23 protein-coding genes and 1 pseudogene are annotated in these 22,575 nt (G+C 73.3%); 5 read left to right on the top strand and 19 right to left on the bottom strand.

Features of this window, described 5'->3' with window-relative positions; all coding sequences use genetic code 11:
• Window positions 1–31 precede the first annotated feature (31 nt).
• Together GTY56_RS35925 and GTY56_RS35920 are read left to right on the top strand one after the other, a co-directional pair.
• Window positions 32–805, top strand: a complete 774-nt coding sequence (locus GTY56_RS35925; protein ID WP_161369466.1) for an SDR family NAD(P)-dependent oxidoreductase — start codon at window positions 32–34, stop codon at window positions 803–805.
• A gap of 120 nt (window positions 806–925) precedes the next feature.
• The gene (locus GTY56_RS35920) at window positions 926–1,633 is read left to right on the top strand and encodes an ester cyclase (RefSeq protein ID WP_161369465.1); all 708 of its coding nucleotides are present in this window, start codon (window positions 926–928) and stop codon (window positions 1,631–1,633) included.
• 72 nt (window positions 1,634–1,705) lie between these two features.
• Here GTY56_RS35920 and groL read toward each other — a convergent pair whose 3' ends face one another.
• From groL to GTY56_RS35900, 4 genes are all read right to left on the bottom strand, one after another.
• Entirely contained in the window at window positions 1,706–3,331 is a 1,626-nt protein-coding gene (gene groL, locus GTY56_RS35915; protein WP_161369464.1) for a chaperonin GroEL, read from the bottom strand.
• 115 nt (window positions 3,332–3,446) lie between these two features.
• Window positions 3,447–3,755, bottom strand: a complete 309-nt coding sequence (gene groES, locus GTY56_RS35910; RefSeq protein WP_003974211.1) for a co-chaperone GroES — start codon at window positions 3,753–3,755, stop codon at window positions 3,447–3,449.
• Window positions 3,756–3,924: 169 nt separating this feature from the next.
• Window positions 3,925–4,686, bottom strand: coding sequence for a polysaccharide deacetylase family protein (locus tag GTY56_RS35905; protein WP_161369463.1), 762 nt, complete (start codon window positions 4,684–4,686; stop codon window positions 3,925–3,927).
• Window positions 4,683–5,618, bottom strand: coding sequence for a polysaccharide deacetylase family protein (locus GTY56_RS35900; RefSeq protein WP_161369462.1), 936 nt, complete (start codon window positions 5,616–5,618; stop codon window positions 4,683–4,685). Before GTY56_RS35900 ends, GTY56_RS35905 begins: the two co-directional genes overlap by 4 nt.
• A 118-nt stretch (window positions 5,619–5,736) precedes the next feature.
• On the opposite strand from GTY56_RS35900, the gene GTY56_RS35895 reads away from it, so the two are divergent.
• The gene (locus GTY56_RS35895; protein ID WP_161369461.1) at window positions 5,737–6,900 is read left to right on the top strand and encodes a THUMP-like domain-containing protein; all 1,164 of its coding nucleotides are present in this window, start codon (window positions 5,737–5,739) and stop codon (window positions 6,898–6,900) included.
• A 3-nt stretch (window positions 6,901–6,903) separates the two neighbouring features.
• Here GTY56_RS35895 and GTY56_RS35890 read toward each other — a convergent pair whose 3' ends face one another.
• The 4 genes from GTY56_RS35890 to GTY56_RS35875 form a co-directional block, all read right to left on the bottom strand.
• Window positions 6,904–8,214, bottom strand: coding sequence for an RNA polymerase sigma factor (locus GTY56_RS35890; protein WP_524540180.1), 1,311 nt, complete (start codon window positions 8,212–8,214; stop codon window positions 6,904–6,906).
• A gap of 47 nt (window positions 8,215–8,261) precedes the next feature.
• On the bottom strand, window positions 8,262–8,618 hold the full coding sequence (locus GTY56_RS35885; RefSeq protein ID WP_161369460.1) for a YciI family protein: 357 nt from the start codon (window positions 8,616–8,618) through the stop codon (window positions 8,262–8,264).
• Between the two features lie 130 nt (window positions 8,619–8,748).
• Window positions 8,749–9,798 (bottom strand): LCP family protein, encoded by a 1,050-nt coding sequence (locus GTY56_RS35880; RefSeq protein ID WP_161369459.1) that lies wholly within the window; start codon window positions 9,796–9,798, stop codon window positions 8,749–8,751.
• 396 nt (window positions 9,799–10,194) lie between these two features.
• Entirely contained in the window at window positions 10,195–11,256 is a 1,062-nt protein-coding gene (locus GTY56_RS35875; protein WP_161369458.1) for a LacI family DNA-binding transcriptional regulator, read from the bottom strand.
• Between the two features lie 137 nt (window positions 11,257–11,393).
• Here GTY56_RS35875 and GTY56_RS35870 point away from each other — a divergent pair, with 137 nt between their 5' ends.
• On the top strand, window positions 11,394–13,766 hold the full coding sequence (locus GTY56_RS35870; RefSeq protein ID WP_237525184.1) for a beta-xylosidase/alpha-l-arabinosidase: 2,373 nt from the start codon (window positions 11,394–11,396) through the stop codon (window positions 13,764–13,766).
• Here the strand turns inward: GTY56_RS35870 and GTY56_RS35865 are convergent.
• Genes GTY56_RS35865 through tsaB form a run of 4 tightly spaced genes read right to left on the bottom strand, consistent with a single transcriptional unit; the run spans window position 13,717 to window position 16,208 of the window.
• On the bottom strand, window positions 13,717–13,974 hold the full coding sequence (locus GTY56_RS35865) for a hypothetical protein (RefSeq protein WP_161369457.1): 258 nt from the start codon (window positions 13,972–13,974) through the stop codon (window positions 13,717–13,719). The two genes, GTY56_RS35870 and GTY56_RS35865, sit on opposite strands and share 50 nt — an antisense overlap.
• On the bottom strand, window positions 13,971–15,059 hold the full coding sequence (tsaD, locus tag GTY56_RS35860; RefSeq protein WP_062928612.1) for a tRNA (adenosine(37)-N6)-threonylcarbamoyltransferase complex transferase subunit TsaD: 1,089 nt from the start codon (window positions 15,057–15,059) through the stop codon (window positions 13,971–13,973). Before tsaD ends, GTY56_RS35865 begins: the two co-directional genes overlap by 4 nt.
• Window positions 15,052–15,558 carry a ribosomal protein S18-alanine N-acetyltransferase gene (rimI, locus tag GTY56_RS35855; RefSeq protein ID WP_161369456.1) on the bottom strand — a complete coding sequence of 169 codons (507 nt, stop codon included), beginning with the start codon at window positions 15,556–15,558 and terminating at the stop codon, window positions 15,052–15,054. The genes tsaD and rimI overlap by 8 nt, the downstream gene beginning before the upstream one ends.
• Complete coding sequence (gene tsaB, locus GTY56_RS35850) at window positions 15,555–16,208, bottom strand: tRNA (adenosine(37)-N6)-threonylcarbamoyltransferase complex dimerization subunit type 1 TsaB (protein ID WP_161369455.1); 654 nt, start codon at window positions 16,206–16,208, stop codon at window positions 15,555–15,557. Before tsaB ends, rimI begins: the two co-directional genes overlap by 4 nt.
• 113 nt (window positions 16,209–16,321) lie before the next feature.
• Between tsaB and GTY56_RS35845 the strand changes: the two genes are divergently transcribed.
• Complete coding sequence (locus GTY56_RS35845) at window positions 16,322–16,888, top strand: hypothetical protein (RefSeq protein ID WP_161369454.1); 567 nt, start codon at window positions 16,322–16,324, stop codon at window positions 16,886–16,888.
• Window positions 16,889–16,910: 22 nt separating this feature from the next.
• On the opposite strand, the gene GTY56_RS40190 is transcribed toward GTY56_RS35845, so the two are convergent.
• The 7 genes and pseudogenes from GTY56_RS40190 to GTY56_RS35820 all read right to left on the bottom strand — a co-directional run.
• Window positions 16,911–17,078: a hypothetical protein gene (locus GTY56_RS40190; protein ID WP_202511191.1), complete on the bottom strand. Its 168-nt coding sequence runs from the start codon at window positions 17,076–17,078 to the stop codon at window positions 16,911–16,913.
• Between the two features lie 171 nt (window positions 17,079–17,249).
• Entirely contained in the window at window positions 17,250–17,768 is a 519-nt protein-coding gene (tsaE, locus tag GTY56_RS35840; RefSeq protein WP_161369453.1) for a tRNA (adenosine(37)-N6)-threonylcarbamoyltransferase complex ATPase subunit type 1 TsaE, read from the bottom strand.
• Window positions 17,737–18,996 (bottom strand): alpha/beta fold hydrolase, encoded by a 1,260-nt coding sequence (locus GTY56_RS35835; protein WP_161369452.1) that lies wholly within the window; start codon window positions 18,994–18,996, stop codon window positions 17,737–17,739. Before GTY56_RS35835 ends, tsaE begins: the two co-directional genes overlap by 32 nt.
• 124 nt (window positions 18,997–19,120) lie before the next feature.
• The gene (gene alr / locus GTY56_RS35830) at window positions 19,121–20,287 is read right to left on the bottom strand and encodes an alanine racemase (RefSeq protein ID WP_161369451.1); all 1,167 of its coding nucleotides are present in this window, start codon (window positions 20,285–20,287) and stop codon (window positions 19,121–19,123) included.
• 38 nt (window positions 20,288–20,325) lie between these two features.
• A complete protein-coding gene (locus tag GTY56_RS35825) occupies window positions 20,326–21,234 on the bottom strand; it encodes a L,D-transpeptidase (RefSeq protein WP_161369450.1) in 909 nt (302 codons plus the stop codon).
• A 20-nt stretch (window positions 21,235–21,254) separates the two neighbouring features.
• A pseudogene (locus GTY56_RS41700) lies at window positions 21,255–21,439 on the bottom strand (hypothetical protein); the annotation flags it as partial.
• On the bottom strand, window positions 21,415–22,575 hold a 1,161-nt coding region (locus tag GTY56_RS35820; RefSeq protein ID WP_161369449.1), incomplete at its 5' end, for an NAD(P)H-hydrate dehydratase. The pseudogene GTY56_RS41700 and the gene GTY56_RS35820, both read right to left, overlap by 25 nt.

The following is a 22,575-nucleotide window of genomic DNA, read 5'->3' as shown; positions in this document are numbered from 1 at the left end:
TGCACTCGGTCCAGGTCACTAACCTTCTGCCATGACAACGGCTCTGATTACGGGATCGACGGCAGGCATCGGGGCCGCGTTCGCGCGGCGACTGGCGGCGGACGGGCACAACCTGGTGCTGGTGGCCCGCGACACCAAGCGGCTTCGGGAGCAGGCGACCGAGCTGCACGACCGGCACGGCATCGAAGCGGAGGTGCTGACGGCCGACCTGGCCGAGGACGAGGGGATCGAGGCGGTGGCCGGGCGCCTCGGCGACCGCAAGAACCCCGTCGACCTGCTGATCAACAACGCCGGGTTCGGCAACAAGGGCCGCTACCTCGACGTCTCCATGGCCGACGAACTGCGGATGCTGAAGGTGCACTGCGAGGCGGTGCTGCGGCTGACGTCGGCGGCGACCGAGGCCATGCGCGAGCGCGGCCGGGGCGGCGTGGTCAACGTCGCGTCGGTGGCCGCCTTCGTGCCCCGCGGCACCTACGGCGCGTCCAAGGCCTGGGTCGTGCAGTTCACGCAGGGCGCGGCGCGCGATCTGGCCGGCAGCGGCGTACGGCTGATGGCGCTCTGCCCGGGCTTCGTGCGCACCGAGTTCCATGACCGCGCCGGGATGGGCACCGACAACATCCCGGGCTGGATGTGGCTCGACGCGGACAAGCTGGTGGCGGCGGCGCTGCACGATCTGGCGCGCGGCAAGACGCTCTCCATTCCGGACCCGCGCTACAAGGCGCTGATGGGGGCGGCGAAGCTGGTGCCGCGCGGGATGCTCGGGGCCGTCTCCTCCAGGACGGGCCGCAAGTACGGGCCGCAGTAGGCGCCCGCGGCCGGCCCGGCCGGCTCCTCCTCCCCCACCCCGGAGCCGGGAGGCACCCGGGCCGGCCTCTTGGGACAATGAAGCTGTTCAGCCGGACCCAGGGGGACCGGAGGCGAGGCCATGACCTTCGTACAGCTCATCGAATGCAGGACCAGCCGGCTCGACGAGATGAACCGGCTGATGGACCGGTGGGTCGAGCAGACCAAGGGCAAGCGGACCGCGTCGCACAGTGTGGTGGCGAGGGACCGGGCCGACGCGTCGCACATCGTGGAGATCGTGGAGTTCCCGTCGTACGAGGAGGCGATGCGGAACTCCGGGCTGCCGGAGACCGACCGGATCTTCCAGGACATGGTGGCGCTCTGCGAGGAGACACCGATCTTCACGGACCTGGACGTGGTGCGGGACGAGCAGCTGTACGCGGCCACCGCGCGCAGGTTCTTCGAGCTCGCGCCGGGCCCGGGGGACGCGCCGCCGTTCAACGACGTGTTCATCGAGGACTACCACGACCACGATCCGGCCAATGTGCAGGACGTCATCGGGCTGGACGCGGTGCGGCGCGAGGTGGAGGTGTGGCGGGGCGGGTTCGACTTCTCGTTCACGATCGAGGACCAGATGGCGCAGGGCGACCGGGTGTGCACCCGGTGGACCTTCCACGGGCGTCACACGGGCGAGTTCCTCGGGATCCCGCCGACCGGGCAGGAAGTCACCATGACGGGGACGACCGTGCACCGCTGCACACCGGACGGGAAGATCGCCGAGGGCTGGTGGCAGTACGACCGGCTGGGGCTGATGCAGCAGCTCGGGGTGCTCGACCCGCTGGAGCTGTGACCGGCAGGGCCTACGGGAGAAGCCCCCGTTCCGCCTGGGCGGAACGGGGGCTTCTGCTACGAGGTCGGTGCCTCAGTGGGCGTGGCCGTGGCCGTGGCCCGCGGCGGCCGGCTCCTCCTCTTCCTTCTTCTCGACGACCAGGGTCTCGGTCGTGAGGAGGAGGGAGGCGATGGAGGCGGCGTTCTCCAAGGCGGAGCGGGTGACCTTCACCGGGTCGATGACGCCGGCCTTGACCAGGTCGCCGTACTCGCCGGTGGCGGCGTTGAAGCCCTGGCCCTTGTCGAGCTCGGCGACCTTGGAGGTGATGACGTAGCCCTCCAGGCCGGCGTTCTCGGCGATCCAGCGCAGCGGCTCGACGGCGGCGCGGCGGACGACCGCGACACCCGTGGCCTCGTCGCCGGTCTTGCCGAGGTTGTCCTCCAGGACCTTGACGGCGTGGACCAGCGCGGAGCCACCACCGGAGACGATGCCCTCCTCGACCGCGGCGCGGGTCGCGGAGATGGCGTCCTCCAGACGGTGCTTGCGCTCCTTGAGCTCGACCTCGGTGGCGGCACCCACGCGGATGACGCACACGCCGCCGGCCAGCTTCGCGAGGCGCTCCTGGAGCTTCTCGCGGTCCCAGTCGGAGTCGGTGGACTCGATCTCGGCCTTGATCTGGGCGACGCGGCCCTGCACGTCGTCCTTGTTGCCGGCGCCGTCGACGACCGTGGTGTCGTCCTTGGTGACGGTGATGCGGCGGGCGGAGCCGAGGACGTCGAGACCGACCTGGTCGAGCTTGAGGCCGACCTCCTCGGAGACGACCGTGGCGCCGGTGAGGACCGCGAGGTCCTGCAGCATCGCCTTGCGGCGGTCGCCGAAGCCGGGGGCCTTCACGGCGACGGCGTTGAAGGTGCCGCGGATCTTGTTCACGACGAGGGTGGACAGGGCCTCGCCCTCGACGTCCTCGGCGATGATCAGCAGCGGCTTGGAGGCATTGGACTGGATGACCTTCTCCAGCAGCGGCAGGAGGTCCGCGATGGCGGAGATCTTGCCCTGCGTGATGAGGATGTACGGGTCGTCCAGGACGGCTTCCATGCGCTCCTGGTCCGTCACGAAGTACGGCGACAGGTAGCCCTTGTCGAAGGCCATGCCCTCGGTGAAGTCCAGCTCCAGACCGAAGGTGTTGGACTCCTCGACGGTGATGACACCGTCCTTGCCGACCTTGTCCATCGCCTCGGCGATGAGCTCGCCGACCTGCTGGTCCTGGGCGGACAGCGCGGCGACGGCGGCGATGTCGGACTTCTCGTCGATCGGGCGGGCCGTGGCGAGCAGGTCCTCGGAAACGGCGGCGACGGCGGCGTCGATGCCCTTCTTCAGGGCGGCCGGGGAGGCACCGGCGGCGACGTTCTTCAGGCCCTCGCGCACGAGCGCCTGGGCGAGCACGGTCGCGGTGGTCGTACCGTCACCCGCGATGTCGTTGGTCTTGGTCGCCACCTCCTTGACCAGCTGGGCACCGAGGTTCTCGTACGGGTCCTCGACCTCGACCTCGCGGGCGATGGTCACACCGTCGTTGGTGATGGTGGGAGCGCCGAACTTCTTGTCGATGACGACGTTGCGGCCCTTGGGGCCGATCGTCACCTTGACCGTGTCGGCAAGCTTGTTGACGCCGCGCTCGAGGGCGCGACGGGCGTCCTCGTCGAACTTCAGGATCTTCGCCATGGGAGCGTGAGCCCTCTTCCGGAATCAGGGGTAACGGCACTGCGCCCCGGGCGCCCGGCTCAATAGCGATCGCGGGGGCCAGGGGCGCAGTTCAAAGCAATGTGCTTGGGGTGAATTACTTCTCGACGATCGCGAGCACGTCGCGGGCCGAGAGGACGAGGTACTCCTCGCCGTTGTACTTCACCTCGGTGCCGCCGTACTTGCTGTAGAGCACGACGTCGCCGACGGAGACGTCGAGCGGAAGACGGTTGCCGTCCTCGAAGCGGCCCGGGCCCACGGCCAGGACGACGCCCTCCTGGGGCTTCTCCTTGGCGGTGTCCGGGATGACCAGGCCAGAGGCGGTGGTCTGCTCGGCGTCGAGCGGCTGGACCACGATGCGGTCCTCGAGCGGCTTGATGGCAACCTTGGAGCTGGTGGTCGTCACGATCCGACCTCCCCCTTCGGAGATCTCACGGGGTTAACTGTCTGAGGTGGCGACCAGGTGGATCCGTCGTCGCGGGTGCCGGACCTGCCCGTCGCTGTGTTGGCACTCTCCTAGGGGGAGTGCCAGAGCCGAGACTATGACTGCGATTAGCACTCGGTCAAGCGGACTGCTAATTGCCCGCGGCGCGTCGGCCGGGTGTTCTCTCCAGGTGGTCCTCCAGGTGGTCCTCCAGCCGCCCCACCCGCAGCCCCCGTTCACCGATCTCCCGCAGCAGACGCTCGGTGCGTTCCGTGAGGGTCAGGGACCCGGTCTCGCCGGACGGCACCGAGACGATGTCCCCGGCGCGCAGGGCGGGCTCGCCCCGGGTGTAGGTCAGTTCGCCGTGGCCGTCCAGGGACGCGCGCCACAGGACGACGGCCGTGATGCCGCAGTCGGCGGCGGCACGCAGGGTCGTCGTGTCGTAGGTGCCGTAGGGCGGGCGGAAGAGGCGGGGGCTGATGCCGAAGCGGGAGTGGAGCTTGTGCTGCTGGCCGCAGATCTCGGCGCGCTGCCCGGCGTAGGGCAGGCCGCGCAGGGCGGGGTGGTCGAGGGTGTGGTTCTGGATGGACGCGCCGACCGCGCGCAGCCGGGCGAAGTGGCCGTAGCCGGGTCCCACGACGCTGTCCGTGAGGAACATGCTGACCGGGAGCCGCCGTTCGCGGACGAGGCCGACGAAGCGGGGGTCGCGTTCGGCGCCGTCGTCGTAGGTGAGGAAGACGACCGGGTCGCGGGTGGGGACGTGGTCCACGACGGGGGGCAGTCGGCGGCTGTCGTCCGCCGCGCGTGCCGGGTCCTGCGCGCGGCCGTCGGCGGGGCCCGGCCGCTCCCCCGCGGCCCCGGTGCAGCCAGCCAGCAGGGCCGCGCACAGCACGGCGGCGGCCGGCCGCCTCACAGGTAGTCCTCCAGCCGCCCCACCGCGAACCCCTGGGCCGTGACCTTGTCCAGGAAGCGGCGGACCATGTCGGCCATCGTGCCCTTCCACTCGCCGGGGCCCCGGAAGTGCGTGAGGACGATGTCCCCCGGGCGCAGCTTGCGGTCCCCCTCGCGGTACTCCCAGTGGTCGGCGAAGACCTCCTGGTTCCACAGGGGCACGTACGCGATCCCGCAGGCCTTGGCGGCGCGCAGGGTCGCCCGGTCGTAGCTGCCGAACGGCGGGCGGAAGAGGTCGGGGCGTGTGCCGAACTGCTTCTTCAGGTAGCGCTGCATGCCGCAGATCTCGCGCTTCTGCGCCCGGTACGACAGGCCCCGCAGGCTGGGGTGGTGGAGGGTGTGGTTGTTCAGGACCACGCCCTGGGACTGCATCTTCCGGAAGTAGCGGGTGTCGTCCTTGACCAGGTAGCCGCTGAGGAAGGCGGTGTACGGGACGTCCAGGTCGCGCATCATCCGCAGGAACGCCCGGTCCTTCTCGGCGCCGTCGTCGATGGTGAGGAAGACGACCTTGTCCCGGGTGGGGACCGTGGTGAAGACGGGCGGGAGGTTCGACCTCCGGTGGCCGTTCACCTCGAAGCCCTCGCGGGTCCTGATCCTTGGCTTCTTCGCCGGGGGCGGCGGGGCGGCGAGGGGGGTCCTGCGCAGGTCCCAGCGGTGCGCGGCGGCGACCCGGGCGGCGTGCGCGGCGCGCAGCTTGCCTGCGTACGAGTCGAGCGCGCGGGCCGGGGGCGCGTCGAGGGGCTGCTGGCCGCCGGCCGGGGTGACCTGGTCGCCGCCGTCCTGCGCGCAGCCGGAGGCGATGGCGGCGAGCACGAGCACGGCGAGGCCGATCCGTACGCGTGCGGGCGCACGCCCCCCTGCCCGGCTTTTGTCATTTTGTACGACTGCTCGCATGGTGCCGGATCCTCGCAGCCCCTCCCGCCGATCCCGGTCCGACACCGCGGCCCGTGCCCCGTCATCCACCGACTGGCCCACACGCCTCCGGCCCGCCGCCGTGGCCGACAATGATCCGGTGAACGACCTCGCCCCCCTCCTCACCCCCGAAGGCCGCGCCCTCCTCGACGAGGTGCGGGACACCGACCCCGCGCAGGAGCTGGCCGTCGCGACCCGGCTGCGCCGCGAGCACCCCGCCGAGCTGGTGTCGGCGGCGCTCGGACAGGCACGGCTGCGGCAGCGGGCGGTGGTGAAGTTCGGGGCCGAGGACGCGGGCCGGATGTTCTTCACGCCGAACGGGGTCGAGCAGTCGACCCGGGCGAGCGTGGCGGCCTACCGGGCCCGTCGGATGGCGGACCTGGGCATCACCTCGGTCGCCGACCTGTGCTGCGGCATCGGCGGGGACGCGATCGCGCTGGCCCGCGCCGGGATCCGGGTGCTGGCCGTGGACCGGGACCCGCAGACGGCCGCCGCGGCCCGGGCGAACGCCGACGCGCTGGGCCTGGCCGGCCTCGTCGAGGTCCGCGAGGCGGATGTCACGGACGTGGACACGGCCGGTTTCGACGCCGTGTTCGTCGACCCCGCCCGGCGGGGCGGCCGTGGCCGGATCTTCGACCCCGAGGCCTACTCACCGCCCCTGTCCTGGGCCGTGTCCGCCGCCCGCCGGGCCCCTCGGGCCGCCGCGCTGAAGATCGCCCCCGGCATCCCGCACGAGGCGGTCCCCGAGGACGCCGAGGCCGAGTGGATCTCCGACGGCGGGGACGTCAAGGAGGCGGTGCTGTGGTTCGGCACCGAGCCGGGGGCGGTCCGGGCGACCCTGCTGCCCGGGCCCCGCACCCTGCTCTCCCGCGGCCTGCCCGACCCCGCGGTCCGCCCGCCCGGCCGCTACCTCTACGAGCCCGACGGCGCCGTCATCCGGGCCCACCTGGTCGCCGAGGTGGCCGACCGGGTCGGCGGCGGGCTGCTCGACGCGACGATCGCGTACGTCACGGCCGACGCCCTGCACCCGACCCCGTACGCCACGGCCTACGAGATCACCGACCATCTGCCCTTCAACGTCAAGAAGCTGAAGGCGCTGCTGCGGGAGCGGCGGGTCGGCACGCTGACGGTGAAGAAGCGGGGCTCGGCGGTCGAGCCGGAGGAGCTCCGCAGGAAGGTCAAGCCGCAGGGCCCGCACGCGGCGACGGTGTTCCTGACCCGGGTGGCGGGGGCGCCGGCGATGCTCATCGGGCACCCGGCCTGACCGTCACGGCTGTTCCGCGGCCCGGCGCAGCAGAAGCTCCCGCTCGCGTTCGTTGCGGGTCAGGGAGGCCGCCCGCCCGAACTCGGCCCGGGCCTCCGGCGTACGGCCGAGGCGGGCGAGCAGATCGCCGCGGACGCTGGGCAGCAGGTGGTACTCCCGCAGGGCGGGGTCGCCGGCCAGGGCGTCGACGAGGGCGAGGGCCTCGGCCGGGCCCTGCGCCATCGAGACGGCCACCGCGCGGTTCAGCTCCACGACCGGGGACGGGGAGCGGGCGGCGAGGAGGCCGTAGAGGGTGGCGATGCGGGACCAGTCGGTCTCCTCGTAGCTGTACGCGTGCGCGTGGCAGGCGGCGATGGCCGCCTGGAGCAGGTACGGGCCCGGGGCACCGCCACAGGCGGCCTCGGCCCGGCTCAGTGCGGCGAAACCGCGGGCGATGAGCATGCGGTTCCAGCGGGAGCGGTTCTGGTCCTTGAGCAGGACCGGCTCGCCGGAGGGGCCGGTGCGGGCCGCCGTACGGGACGCCTGGAGCTCCAGGAGCGCGGTCAGGCCGTGCACCTCGGGTTCCTTCGGCATCAGGGCCGTGAGCACCCGGGCCAGGCGCAGGGCGTCCTCGCACAGGGACGGGCGGAGCCAGTCGTCGCCGGCCGTGGCGGCGTACCCCTCGTTGAAGATCAGGTAGATGACGTCGAGGACCGAGCCGAGGCGGGCCTCGCGGTCGGGGCCGTGCGGCACCTCGAAGGCGACGTTCTTCGTCGCCAGGGTGCGTTTGGCGCGGACGATGCGCTGCGCGACCGTCGGCTCCGGAACGAGGAACGCGCGGGCGATCTCGGCCGTGGTGAGACCGCCGAGCAGGCGCAGGGTCAGGGCGGTACGGGCCTCGGTGGACAGGACCGGGTGGCAGGCGGTGAAGACCAGGCGGAGCAGGTCGTCGTCGATGTCGTCGGGATCGGCGGGCTCCTCCGGCGGGGCCGCCGCGTCGGGCAGGGCCCGGCCGATCTCCGCCAGCTTGCGGGCGTAGTTCTCCCGGCGCCGGACCAGGTCCACGGCGCGGTGGCGGGCGGTGGCCATGAGCCAGGCGCCCGGGTTGTCGGGCACCCCGTCCCGCGGCCACTGCTCCAGCGCCGCCACCAGCGCGTCCTGCGCGAGTTCCTCCGCGATCCCGACGTCCCGGACGACTCGGGTGACCCCGGCGATGATCCGGGGCGACTCCATCCGGAAGACGGTCTCGATGGCCCCGACGGCACGCTCGGCCTGGGGTGAGGTCGGCTGCGAGTCCGGGGTGGGCTGCGCGTCCGGGGTGGGCTGCGAGGTCACAGCCCACCATCAGACACCCATGGTGCCGCCCGGCCAAGCGGAACCGGTCAGTCCTCGGCGATCTGCCGGACCTCCGCGGTGATCGTCCAGTAGTCCTCGTGCAGGGACAGGAACCGCTTGGTCCACTCGATCGCCTCGGCCTTGTCCTTGCACTGGCTGATCGAGTAGCCGCCGATGACCTCCTTGGACTCGGTGAACGGCCCGTCGGTGACGGAGAGCTGCCCGCCCTCCCAGGTCACCCGGCTGCCGTCCGAGGTCGGCGTGAGCCCGGCCGTGTCGAGCATGACCCCGGCCTTGGTGATCTCCTCCAGCAGCTTGCCCATCCGCTCCATGAGCTCGGGGCTCGGGCCCTCGGCGGGGGCGTTCTTCTCGTCGACGCGGATCAGGGTGAGAAAGCGCGGCACGGTGACTCCTCGGGGGCTTCGGAAGCAGGGCTCCTCCCCGCTCTCACCCTTGCGTCGATCGGGAGAAGGACGGATCGACATGCTCGCCGGAATTTCCTCGGAGATTTTTTCCGGGGCACGTTCCGGCAGGTCAGCGCAGCGACTCCCACAGCCTCCCCGCCTCCGGCTCCTTCGCCACCACCCGGTTTGGATCCGACGGCGCCCGCACCACCGGCATCATCACCGTCCGCACCCCACTCGCCGGGAGGCCCTGCAGGCTCTGTCCGAGCCGGGTCAGTTCGGCGAGGGAGTCCAGGCCGGTGTCGGTGGTGAGGCCCGCCGTCACGGCGTCCGCGACGCGGTACAGCCTCGCCGGGTCGGTGAGCAGGTCCTGGGAGGCGATCTGCTCCAGCAGGGCCTTCACCAGCTTCTGCTGGAGCCCTATGCGGCCCAGGTCGCTGCCGTCGCCTATGCCGTGCCGGGTGCGGGCGAGGCCGAGGGCCTGAGTGCCGTCCAGGTGGTGGGTGCCCGCCTTCAGCCGCAAGTGACTGTCCTCGTCGGCGATGTCCTCGTCCGTGGTGACGGTGACCCCGCCCAGCGCGTCTACCAGCCTGGCGAAGCCGGAGAAGTCGATTTCGAGGTAGTGGTCCATGCGGACGTCCGTCATCTCCTCGACCGTCTTGACCGCGCAGACCGGACCGCCCACCTCGTACGCGCTGTTGAACATGGAGTGGTGGGCCACCGCCGTCGACCCGCCGGACGGGCGCGGGCAGGACGGGCGGGTGACCAGGGTGTCGCGCGGGATGCTCACCACCGTCGCGCTGGTCCGCCCGGCGTCGAGATGGACGACCATCGCCGTGTCCGAGCGGGCACCGGAGCTGTCGCCGCCGCCGAGCCTGCGGTTCTCCTCGCCGCTGCGCGAGTCCGAGCCGAGGACCAGGATGTTGAGGGCCTCGCTGGGCAGGGCCGGGGCCGAGGGCGCCGGGCTGCTCACCGGCTTCGGCGGCCGGTCGTCGCCCAGCGCGTTGTCGATGTCGACGCCGGTGATGTTGTCGTTGAGATGCCAGTAGGCCCAGCCCGCCGCCCCGGCGCCCAGCACCAGCGTCCCCGCCAGGGCGAGGCCGGCGATCTTCAGCGCTCTCGACCGCCGGCCCACGTCCGTGTCCTCGTCCCCGTCGCGTCCCGTCACGGGCAGGAACATAAGTCCGAATTATTACGGGCAGGGAGCTCAGGGAGTCTTTTCTTCGGAAATTCTCAGATTTCAGGTCCCGGAGCCACCCCGGTGGCACCACCGGCACCGGATTGCCCCCGCGCCACGGGCCGTTGAACCCGAACGTCGCCGAACCGCCCTCCGGTGCGGAGCCGTTGTACGGCGTGTCGGCGCAACTGTCCGGCACCGGCCGTGTGCCCGCGCATCAGCCGGCCGTGCATCTCGGCGACGTCCACGGTCCGTCGGACCCGGTCCAGCCGTAGCCGCCCCGGCCCGGCTCGACCCGGCGCCGCTTCACCGGGGGGTGTCGCCGAAAGTTTCGGTGGTGTAACCGATTGGCTTCGGCGCAATGTGGAGGTGTCCGGAACACCCGTCCATACAGACCCGCTATTCCGTCGGCCCCGTCGTGCTGCTGCGCACCACCAGGCTCGTCGCCAGCTCCACCCGGGTCGCCGCCTCGGCCCCCTCGTCCCGCCCGAGGGCGAGGACCAGCTTGGCCGCCGCCTCGGCCATCTCGGTCAGCGGCTGCCGTACGGTCGTCAGCGGCGGCCCGACCCAGGGCGCCACCGGCAGGTCGTCGAAGCCGACCACACTCAGGTCCTCCGGGATGCGCAGCCCCAGCTCGCGCGCGGCCTCGTAGAGCCCGAGCGCCTGGAGGTCGTTCCCGGCGAAGACGGCGGTCGGCCGGTCCGGGCGGCGCAGCAGTTCCAGGCCCCGCCGGTAGCCGGTCTCGTGGTGGAAGTCGCCGGTCGCGATCAGGGCGGGGTCCACCGGCAGCCCGGCCGTCTCCAGCGCGGCCCGGTAGCCGTCGATCCGGGCCCGGCTGCACATCATCTGTGAGGGGCCGCTGATCGCGCCGATCCGGCGGTGGCCCAGCTCGACCAGATGCCGGGTGGCGGCCAGGCCGCCCTGCCAGTTGGTCGCGCCGATCGACGGCACGTCGGCGCCGGGGTCCCCGGCCGGGTCCATCACCACGAACGGGATGGAGCGGCTGGTGAGCAGCGCCCGCTGAGACTCGTCGAGCCCGGACAGGACCAGGATCACGCCGTGCGGCCGGCGCGCGGCGACCTGGTCGGCCCAGGTCCGCCCGGGGGTGAGCCGCCCCGCGCTCTCGGACAGCACGACACTGAGCCCGGCGTCCCGGGCCACGTTCTCCACGCCCCGGATGACCTCCATCGCCCAGGCGCTCTCCAGTTCGTGGAAGACCAGGTCGAGCAGGGGCGAGCGGGTCGCCTCGGCACGGCGGCGCCGGTAGCCGTGGGCGCGCAGCAGGTCCTCGACGCGGGACCGGGTGGCCGGGGCGACGTCGGCCCGGCCGTTGAGGACCTTCGAAACAGTCGGGGCCGAGACGCCCGCCTCACGGGCGATCTCGGCGAGCGTCGCCGTCTGCGCGCTGCGCCCCTGCGTCCGGCTCTGCGTCCGGCTTTCAACCGGCTCCGGGGATGTCATGGCGGCGATCGTAACCCTGTCGGCCCCCTTGACGAAGTCCTCGCACCGCCATAGGTTCCCGGAACATTCGAAGTTCATAACGAAACATTCGTAGGAACGTTCGTGAGAGGGCCGTCCGTCCACCCGACAGGAGCTTCATGACCACCGCGCCCTGGCGTGATCCCGCGCTGCCCGCCGCCGCCCGCGTCGACGACCTGCTCTCCCGGATGACCCTGGAGGAGAAGACCGCCCAGCTGTACGGCGTGTGGGTGGGCGCCGCGACGGACGGCGACGGAGTCGCTCCGCACCAGCACGACATGACCGTCGAGTACGACTGGGATGAGCTGATCACCCACGGCCTGGGCCAGCTGACGCGCTCCTTCGGCACCGCCCCCGTGGACCCGGCGCTCGGCGCGCAGGCCCTGGCGCGCGCCCAGCGCCGGATCGCCGGGGCGGGCCGCTTCGGCATCCCGGCGATCGCGCACGAGGAGTGCCTGGCCGGCTTCACCGCCTGGCGGGCCACGGCCTACCCGGTCCCGCTGGCCTGGGGCGCGACCTGGGATCCGCCGCTGGTCGAGGAGATGGCCCGCCGCATCGGCGACGACCTGCGCTCGGTCGGCGTGCACCAGGGGCTCGCGCCCGTGCTGGACGTCGTACGCGATCCGCGCTGGGGCCGCGTGGAGGAGACGATCGGCGAGGACCCGTACCTGGTCGGCACGGTCGGAACCGCGTACGTGCGGGGCCTGGAGTCGGCCGGAGTCGTCGCCACACTCAAGCACTTCGCCGGGTACGCCTCCTCGGCCGGCGCCCGCAACCTCGCCCCGGTACGGGCCGGGGTGCGCGAGTTCGCCGACGTCACCCTGCCGCCCTTCGAGATGGCCCTGCGCGAGGGCGGGGCCCGCTCGGTGATGGCCGCCTACACCGAGACGGACGGCGTCCCGGCCTCCGCGGACCCGGGGCTGCTGACACGGCTCCTGCGCGAGGAGTGGGGCTTCAGCGGCACGGTCGTCGCCGACTACTTCGGCATCGCGTTCCTCCAGACCCTCCACCGCGTCGCCGGCACCCCGGCCGGGGCGGCCCACACGGCCCTCACCGCCGGCATCGATGTCGAACTGCCCACCGTCAAGTGCTACGGCCGCCCGCTGCTGGAGGCGGTCCGCTCGGGCGCGGTCCCCGAAGAGCTCGTGAACCGGGCGGCCCGGCGCGTCCTGCTCCAGAAGTGCGAACTGGGCCTGCTGGACGAGGACTGGACGCCCGAGCCGGGCACGGCGGTCGACCTCGACTCGACGGGCAACCGCATCCTGGCCCGCCGCCTGGCCGAGGAGTCGGTGGTGCTGCTGGACAACCCCGACGACCTGCTCCCGCTGGCCCCCGACACCCGCATCGCGGTGGTCGGCCCCCGGGCGGCCGACGCCCTGGCCATGCTGGGCTGCTACTCCTTCCCGTCCCACGTCCTCACCCACCACCCCGAGGTGCCGGCCGGCATCGAGATCCCGACCGTCCTGGACGCCCTGCGCACCGAACTCCCGGACGCCAAGGTGACGTTCGCGCAGGGCTGCGACGTGACGGACCCGGACACCGGGGGCTTCGAGGAGGCCATCGCCCGCACCGCCGAGGCGGACGTGTGCGTGGCGGTCCTCGGCGACCGGGCGGGCCTGTTCGGCCGCGGCACCTCGGGCGAGGGATGCGACGCGACGGACCTCGGCCTGCCGGGTGCCCAGGGCGAACTGCTGGACGCACTGGTCGCCACCGGCGTCCCCGTGGTGCTGGTGCTGCTGACCGGCCGCCCTTACGCCCTGGGCCGCTGGCACGGCCGGCTCGGTGCGGTCGTCCAGGCGTTCTTCCCGGGCGAGGAGGGAGGCCCGGCGGTCGCGGGCGTCCTCTCGGGCCGCGTGAACCCCTCGGGCCGCCTGCCCGTCAGCGTCCCGCAGGTCCCCGGCGGGCAGCCCTGGACCTACCTCCAGCCGCCCCTGGGCCTGGCGGGCGAGGTCAGCAACCTCGACCCGACCCCGCTGTACGCCTTCGGCCACGGCCGCTCGTACACGGCGTTCGCCTGGGAGGACTGCTCGGCGACCGAACCGGCCGGGCTCGGCACCGACGGCTCCCACGACGTGTCGGTGACCGTCCGGAACACGGGCGGGCGCACGGGCGCGGAGGTGGTGCAGCTCTACCTGCACGACCCGGTGGCCTCGGTGACCCGCCCCGACGTACGGCTGATCGGCTACCAGCGGGTGGAACTGGACCCGGGCGAGGCGGCCCGGGTGACGTTCCGCTTCCACGCGGACCTGTCGTCCTTCACGGACGGCTCGGGCCGCAGGGTGGTCGAACCGGGCGCCCTGGAACTGCGGTTGGCGGCGTCCAGCACGGACGTACGCCACACGGCGCACCTCACGCTCACGGGCCCGGTCCGCGAGACCGGGGCGGACCGGCGGCTGCGCTGCGAGACGGAGGTGTCCCCGGCCCTCGGGCAGACCGGTCCGGTCAGTCCACGGCCAGCGACTCGAAGCGCCAGCGATGCACCGCCCGGGTGACCAACTCATCGTCGGGTTCGGGCAGTTCGGGCAGGTCGGCGTCGAGGGGGGCGTCCCACCAGGTGAGGACGAGGACCCGGTCCTGGGGAGCGCGCAGGGTCTCCCTGCGCAGCGGCGTGCGGGGCAGCTCCTGGGCGCGGGCCCAGGCGAGCAGGTCCTCGCCGCGCCCGGGCACGGCCCGGGCCTCCCACATCAGCGCGACCGTCACGAGTAGAGGTTCTCCTTGCTGACCTCGTGCACATGGTCGTGGTCGCCCGGGACGTGCGGCTCCGTCACCGGCAGCGAGGAGTCCGCCGACAGGTCCCAGCTCGACGCCGCCCGGTTCCGGGCGACCATCTCGGCGCCCAGGGCGGCGACCATCGCGCCGTTGTCCGTGCACAGCTTGGGACGGGGCACGCGCAGCCGGATGCCGGCGGCCTCGCAGCGCTCCTGGGCGAGGACGCGCAGCCGTGAGTTGGCCGCCACGCCGCCGCCGATCATCAGGTGGTCGACGCCCTCGTCCTTGCAGGCCCGGACGGCCTTGCGGGTCAGCACGTCCACGACCGCCTCCTGGAAGGAGGCCGCCACGTCCCGCACCGGCACCTCCTCGCCCGCCGCCCGCTTGGCCTCGATCCAGCGCGCCACGGCGGTCTTCAGCCCCGAGAAGGAGAAGTCGTAGACCGGGTCGCGCGGGCCGGTCAGGCCCCGGGGGAAGGCGATCGCGTTCGGGTCGCCCTCCTTCGCGTACCGGTCGATGACCGGGCCGCCGGGGAAGCCGAGGTTCAGCACACGGGCGATCTTGTCGAAGGCCTCACCGGCCGCGTCGTCGATGGTGGCGCCCATCGGCCGGACGTCGGAGGTGATGTCCGAGGACAGCAGCAGCGAGGAGTGCCCGCCGGAGACCAGCAGGGCCATCGTCGGCTCGGGCAGCGCGCCGTGCTCCAGCTGGTCCACGCAGATGTGCGAGGCGAGGTGGTTGACGCCGTAGAGGGGCTTGCCGAGGGCGTAGGCGTAGGCCTTGGCCGCGGAGACGCCGACCAGCAGGGCGCCCGCGAGGCCGGGACCGGCGGTGACGGCGATGCCGTCGAGGTCGCGGGCGGTGACGCCCGCCTCCTTCAGCGCGCGGTCGATGGTGGGGACCATCGCCTCCAGGTGGGCGCGGCTCGCGACCTCCGGAACCACGCCGCCGAAGCGGGCGTGCTCGTCGACGCTGGAGGCGACGGCGTCGGCCAGCAGGGTGGTGCCCCGGACGATGCCGACGCCGGTCTCGTCGCAGGAGGTCTCGATTCCCAGTACGAGGGGTTCGTCAGCCATTGATCTCGGTTCCTTGTACGGAGTTCTCGGGGGCGGTCAGGCGCATCACCAGGGCGTCCACGTTCCCGGGCTGGTAGTAGCCGCGCCGGAAACCGATGGGCTCGAAGCCGAAGCGCTCGTACAGCTTCTGTGCGCGGACGTTGTCGACCCGGCACTCCAGCATCACCTCGGCGCACTCGAAGGTGGTGGCCGCCCGCAGCAGTTCGGCCAGCAGCCGTCCGCCGAGGCCGGTCCCCCACAGGTCGCGGGCGACGGCGATGGTCTGGACGTCGGCCTGCTCACCCGTGGCGACCAGACCCGCGTACCCGACGATCCCGGAGCCGGCCTCGGCGACCACGTACCGCCGGTTGGCCTCGGGCCCCCGCGCATGGGCCAGCTCGGACCAGAACATGCCCCGGGACCAGGCGTCCTCGGGGAACAGGTCCCGCTCCAGCTCCAGCACGGCGTCGATGTCCCACCAGCGCATCTCGCGCAGCGCGCACGTCACGGGTTCGGTCACTTGGGGGTGACCACCTTGTAGTTCTTGGGGACCTGGGCGTCGGGGCGGCGCAGGTACAGCGGCCGGGGCGCGGGGAGTTCCTCTCCGGCCGCCAGTCTCTCCGCGGCGAGCCGGGCGAGGGCGGCGGCGGACACGTGCTCCGGCTCGTGCGCCTTGGGGAAGGTGTCCGGGTACAGCAGCGCGCCGGCGCCGACCGCGGGCAGTCCCCCGACCTGCTCGGCGATGTCGGCGGGCCGGTCCACGGCGGGGTCGGTGACGCGGGTGCGGGAGTCGGCGTAGCGGGCCCAGTAGACCTCCTTGCGGCGGGCGTCGGTCGCCACGACGAACGGGCCCTCCAGGTCGGCGGCGTAGGCGAGGCCGTCCAGCGTGCACACCCCGTGCACGGGGACGCCGAGCGCGAGGCCGAAGGTGTCCGCGGTCATCAGGCCGACGCGCAGCCCGGTGTACGGTCCGGGACCGATCCCGGCGACGATCCCGGTGACGGCGTCGAGCCGCAGACCGGCCTCGGCGAGCACCCGGTCGATCGCCGGCAGCAGCAGTTCCCCGTGGCGCCGCGCGTCCACCTGACTCGACGAGGCGATGACATCGCGTCCGTCGTGCAGCGCGACGGTGACGGCGGGCGTGGCGGTATCCAGAGCGAGCAAGAGCACGCAAACAGCCTACGGCTCCCCGGGGCCCGGCACGGCCGCGCCTGCCGGGTCGTCACGTGCTGCTACCGTCACCTACCGTCACGACAGGGATGCACGACGTGAGGTGAACGCGGGTGTCAGCTAGCAGCTCGGGAATCGTGGCCGGGCTCACCGCCGCGGCCCTCGCGACGGTCGGCTACCTCGCACACGACGCCGCCGAGGCCCTGCCGCCCGGAATGGGGAGGTCGGCGCAGGCGGGCGCGGCGCCGGCGCCCGGTACGACCAAGGCGCCCCCGGTGCGGCAGGACCCCACGGCACTGCCCCCCGATTCCGGCAAGGGTGCCCGGGTCGTCTACTCGCTGCGCGGCGACCGGGTGTGGCTGGTCGCCGGGGACGAGGCGGTGAGCCGCACGTTCGAGGTCGAACCGAGCGCGGTGGACCCGGCCCCGGGCACCTACTCGGTGACGTCCCGCTCGAACGCGGTCACCGGCTCCGACGGCGTCCCGGTCGAGCACGTGGTGCGCTTCGCCAGTGTGGACGGCGTGGTCATCGGCTTCAGCGCGGCCGTGCACGAGTCGGCCGCCCCGGCGCCCGCCCCCGACCCGAAGGTCCGCACGGGCGGCATCCGCGAGTCCCGCGCGGACGGCGACGCGATGTGGACGTTCGCGACGATCGGCCGCAGGGTCGTGGTCGTCCGCTAGGACCTGTCGTGAAGATCGGGTCCTAGGCCGCTTCGCGGTGTGCGGAGGTCCGCTCGCAGAGTTCCGGCTCGGGAGGGCGCGGCGGTGCGGAGATCAGCGCCGCCGCCCGGCCCGCCGCCAGCAGGTCGCGCATGGACACCCCGGCGACCGCGAACCGCTGCGGCTGCCCCTTGCTCTCTGTAGCCGACATGGACGCCTCCCGAAGGGCCGGGGCCGACGAAGTTAGGTACACCTAACTACGGACTGGATACCATGTGACCACGCACGAGACGCCGAACGCAACATCTTGCCGACGTCTTGTCGGAACGTTCATCGAATGACCGCACACCAGGACCCCCGGGACACCCGGACTCACGCGGACTCACGCGGCGAGGACGCTCAGATCCGCAGTGGCCCAGCGTTCCCCCACACCGGTGACGGTCATCTGCCGGACCTCGTCGGTCGTGTCGCCCACCGCCCGGTGGATGACGACCTGGAGCCGGTCCTCCGTCAGCTCCTCGACCTTGCCCTCGCCCCACTCCACGACGACCACGGAGTCGGGCAGCGAGACGTCGAGGTCGAGGTCCTCCATCTCGTCGAGGCCGCCGGAGAGCCGGTAGGCGTCGACGTGGACCAGCGGCGGCCCGTCGCCCAGCGAGGGGTGCACCCGGGCGATCACGAACGTCGGCGAGGTGACGGCCCCGCGCACGCCGAGCCCCTCGCCCAGCCCACGGGTCAGCGTCGTCTTGCCCGCCCCGAGCTCTCCGCTGAGCATCACCAGGTCGCCCGCGCGCAGCAGTTTGGCGAGCCGGCGGCCCAGCTCCCGCATCTGCTCGGGGGACGTGACGACGATCTGGACGGATCCGGGCTCAGCCGGGCTGTGCGGTGCTGGTGCTTCCATAGCCCTTCACGGTAGCCCCTGCGGGCACGGCACCCGTGCGGGTGAGCAGGTCGGCGAGGCGGTCGGTGACCACTTCCGGGTGTTCCAGCATCACCAGGTGCCCGGCGTCCGGCACCAGCACCAGCTCGGCGTCGGGGAGCAGATCGGCGATGGCCTCGCTGTGCTCACTGGGCGTGACCAGATCCTGCACGCCGGCCAGCACGAGGACCGGCTGGTCGGCGAAGTGGGCGAGCGCCTCCGTCTTGTCGTGGTCGTTGAACGCCGGGTAGTACTCGGCGACTACGTCGATCGGCGTGCTCTCGATCATCCGCTCGGCGAACCGGGCGACGGCCGGGTCGACGTCCCGGGACGCGAAGGAGTACCGCTTGATGATCCCGGCGAACAGGTCCGCCGTCGCCCGGCGCCCCTTCTCCACCAGCTCGGCCCGCTGCCCCAGCGCCTTCAGCACCCCGGGCAGCACCCGCCGCACCGCGTTGACCCCGGCGACGGGCAGGCCGTAGTTGACCTCGCCGAGCCGCCCCGACGACGTCCCCACGAAGGCGACCCCGACGACCCGCTCGCGGATCAGCTCCGGGTACTGGTCGGCCAGGGCCATCACGGTCATGCCGCCCATGGAATGCCCGACGAGCACCAGCGGCCCCTCGGGCGCCGCCGCGTCTATGACGGCCTTCAGGTCCCGGCCCAGCTGCTCGATGGTGACCGGCTCGCCGTCCCGGGTCTGGGCCACGCCCCGCCCGGACCGGCCGTGGCTGCGCTGGTCCCAGTGCACGGTCCGCACGACGCCCCGCAGGGCGGCCCGCTGGAAGTGCCAGGAGTCCTGGCTGAGGCAGTAGCCGTGGCTGAAGACGACGGTGACGGGAGCGGGTGACTTGCGGCCGAAGAGCCGTCGGCGGCGGGGGCCGATGGCGGCGGGAGCGGCCTCCTCGTCGAGGTCGTCGACCTCGTAGTACAGCTCCGTGCCGTCGTCGGCGAACGCCTTGCCCGGCATGCCGCGCAGCGAGCCGTACGGCCCTGCGGAGTCCAGGGCGAGCCGGGCCTTCTGCCGCATGCCGCGGCCGACCGTCATGCGCTCCAGGGCGACACCGGCGGCCGCGCCCGCGGCCACCACGCCTATCGCCACGCCCGCGATACCGGTCGCCCGGCGCCAGCCCCCCGCGGCCCCCGCGGCGGAGACCGCGACGGCCGCGGAGGCGACGTCCGCGACGACCTCCGCACTGCTCTCGCTCACGTACCGCTCCTCTTCGCCGGGTGCCGGTCGGGTGGCTCACCCGGTCGAGTGAACCGGTGAGCCGGATGGTGCTGCTGTCGCCAGCGTGCCTGGTGTTCCTCGCGTGACGGGTTCCCCGTGCGAGTCACCCGTCCCCTTCCTCATTCACATAGACGCGAGGAACACGCGTTCCGATCCGGGTCACGATCTCGTAGGCGATGGTTCCGGCCGCCTGGGCCCAGTCCTCCGCCGTGGGCTCTCCGCGGTCCCCGGGCCCGAACAGGACCGCTTCGGCCCCGGCCGCGGGCTCGTCGCCCCCCAGATCCACCACGAACTGGTCCATGGCGACCCGCCCGGCGATCGTGCGCCACTTTCCCTCCACCAGGACCGGCCCGGCCGAGGAGGCGTGCCGCGGGATGCCGTCGGCGTAGCCCAGCGGCACCAGGCCGAGGGTGGTCGCGCCGGGCGTCACGTACCGGTGGCCGTAGCTGACGCCGTGCCCGCCCGGCACGTGCTTGACCAGGGCCAGCGAGCCGGACAGCGTCATCACCGGGCGCAGCCCGAAGTCGGCCGGGGTGCCCAGCTCGGGGCTGGGCGAGATGCCGTAGGTGGCGATGCCGGTGCGGACCAGGTCGAAGTGGCTCTCGGGGAGCGTGAGGGTGGCCGGCGAGTTGGCGATGTGCCGGACCTCGGGCCGCACGCCCTGTCCCTCGGCGTACGCGACCATCTCCCGGAAGACGCCGAGCTGGTCGGCGATGGAGGGGTGCCCTGGCTCGTCGGCGCAGGCGAAGTGCGACCACAGTCCCGTGACGCACAGCAGCCCCTCCGCCTCGGCCCGCAGCGCCTCGCGGACCAGCCCGGCCCAGTCCTCCCCGGGCTGGCAACCGCCACGCCCGAGGCCGGTGTCGGCCTTGAGCTGCACGCGGGCGGGCCGGCCGGCTTCCCTGGCCGCGCCGACGACCTCCGCCAGGGCCCACATCCCGCTGACGGACACGTCCAGGTCGGCCTCGATCGCCTCGCGCCAGGGCCCGCCGGGCGTCCACAGCCAGCACATGATGCGGCCCGGCAGCCCGGCGGCCCGCAGGGCCAGGGCCTCCTCGGGCGTCGCCGTGCCCAGCCAGCTCGCCCCCGCGGCGACGGCCGCGCGGGCGCACGGCACAGCCCCGTGGCCGTACGCCTCGGACTTGACCACGGCCATCACGGCCGCGCCCGGCGCATGGGCGCGCAGGGCCCGCACATTGGCCCGCAGGGCGGCCAGGTCGATCTCGGCACGGGCCCGCAGGGGCGCGGTCGGGGCTGTTCTCTCGCTCATCGCGCCCAGTGTCTCAGAGGGCTCCGGCCGCAGGTCCGCTACGTCCCGGGCCGCCGCCCCCATACGAACACCCGGTCGCCCTTCTTCAGCACGCCCCGCAGCCGCCGCGCGTCGCCCACGGTGAGATGGACGCAGCCCAGCGAGCCGACGGCGGTGTGGAGGGAGCCGTGGACGCCGTGGAAGGCCTGCCCGCCGCTGAAGAACTGGGAGTACGGCATGGGCGTGTTGTACAGCGTCGACCAGTGGTTCTTGTGCCGCCAGTAGACCTTGTGCCACCCGGCTCGGGCCCGGTACCCGACCCGCCCGCTGCGGGGGGGGCACCGCCCGAACACGATCTGCCGGCCCTTCTGCACCGACATCAGCCGGCGGCCGAGACCGACGCATGCCACGGGATGGGACCGCACCGGGCAGTTCCCGGCGGCGTTCGGGTCGCGGCGGGCCGACAGGTACTGCATCCGCGACCAGGTGACCGGCCCGGCGAACCCCCTGGCCGGCCTGATCCCCTGCTGCACCTGGAACGCCCGGACGGCCCGGCAGTCACCCGCCGAGTGCACCCCGTCGACCCGCCGCCCGAGCCACCGCTCGACCTGCCGCTGGTACGGCCCCGCCTGCGCGGTACAGCTCACCCGCGCGACCGCCTCCCCCAACGGCACGTACTCGACCAGCGCGTACGTCCCCGCCACCGCGCTCCGCGGCTCGACGGCCTCCTCCTCGGCGGACGGCGTGTACACCACGGGCGGCAGCGCCTGGTCGGGCGTGTCGAGCGACCAGGGCCGCGCGGGCCCCGGCGCGACGCCGGGCACCGGCCCGGCAGACGGCCCGGGAGCCGGTGGCACGGAAGCGGCCCCGGCAGCACCGACGGGCAGCACGGCGGCAACGGCGAGCGGCAGGGCGAGGGCACGCCCGGCGGTACGTCTGCGGATCACGCGCCCAGACAAACGCGGCATCCGCCCCGTAAGCCGCTCACCAGCCCGTCCGGCGCCTGAGGACGAGGTCGTTCAGGCCGAAGCGGAGGCGCGGGGGCGGCAGCCCCCGGTTCGGGACGGGAAGGGGCGGAGGGGGCGAGCCCACCTCCACACCGGCCCCCACCGACCCGCACCCACACCCGCAAGCAGCCCTCTCGCCCCTCACCCCAGAACGTTGCGCCAAGCCTCCGGCACCGCATCGGCCACGTCATGCGCCCCCACCGGCGCCCCCTCCGCCGCCAGCCGCCCGGCCAGCCCGTGCAGATACGCCCCGACACTCCCCGCATCCACCGCCGGCAACCCCGCCGCCAGCAATGACCCGCCCAGCCCGGACAGCACGTCCCCGCTCCCGGCCGTGGCCAGCCACCCCGTCCCCGTCGGATTCACCCGCACCGCCCCGCCTGCCGAGTCGGCCACCAGCGTCGTGGACCCCTTCAGCAGCACAGTCGCCCCGTACCGCCGCGCCAGCTCCCGCGCCGCCGCCAGCCGACCGCCCTCGACCTCCCCCCGCTCCACACCCAGCAGCGCCGCCGCCTCTCCCGCATGGGGCGTCATCAGCGTCGGCGCCCGCCGCCCCCGCACGACCTCGGCGTCCGCCAGCCGCAGCCCGTCCGCGTCGATCAGCACCGGCACGTCCGCCGCCAGCACCTCCGCGACCGTCGCCGCGTCGTCCCCGGCCCCCGGCCCCACGACCCACGCCTGCACCCGGCCGGCCTGCTTCGGCCCCTGGTCCGAGACGAGCGTCTCGGGAAACCGCGCGATGACGGCGTCCCCGGCCGGCCCGACGTACCGCACGGCCCCGGCCCCGCCCCGCAGCGCACCCGACACCGCCAGGACAGCGGCCCCCGGATACCGCGCCGATCCGGCGGCGATCCCGACCACGCCCCGCCGGTACTTGTCGCTCTCCGCCCGCGGCACCGGCAGCAGCCGGGCCACGTCCTCGTGCTGCAACGCCTCCAGCTCCGGCTCGGCGGGCAGTTCCAGCCCGATGCCGACCAGCCGTACCGACCCCGCGTACTCCCGGGCGGGATCGATCAGGAGCCCCGGCTTGTGCGTCCCGAACGTCACGGTCAGGTCGGCCTGTACGGCGACCCCGTGCACCTCCCCGGTGTCGGCGTCGACACCGCTCGGCAGATCGACCGCGACGACGGCTCCCCGCGACCGCCCGGCGGCAGCGGCCAACGGCACGGCGTCCGGCCGCAGCCCGCCCTTCCCGCCGATGCCGACGATCCCGTCGAGGACGAGGTCCGCGCCCTCCACGAGCGCCTCCCCCTCACCGGCCCGGGCGACCCGCCCCCCGGCCCGCCGCAACGCCGCGAGCCC

This window comes from Streptomyces sp. SID5643, from assembly GCF_009872555.1.
GTDB classification, from domain to species: Bacteria; Actinomycetota; Actinomycetes; order Streptomycetales; family Streptomycetaceae; genus Streptomyces; species Streptomyces iakyrus.
Note: the sequence above shows the minus strand (reverse complement) of the source record. Positions and strands in the feature narration are given on the sequence as shown.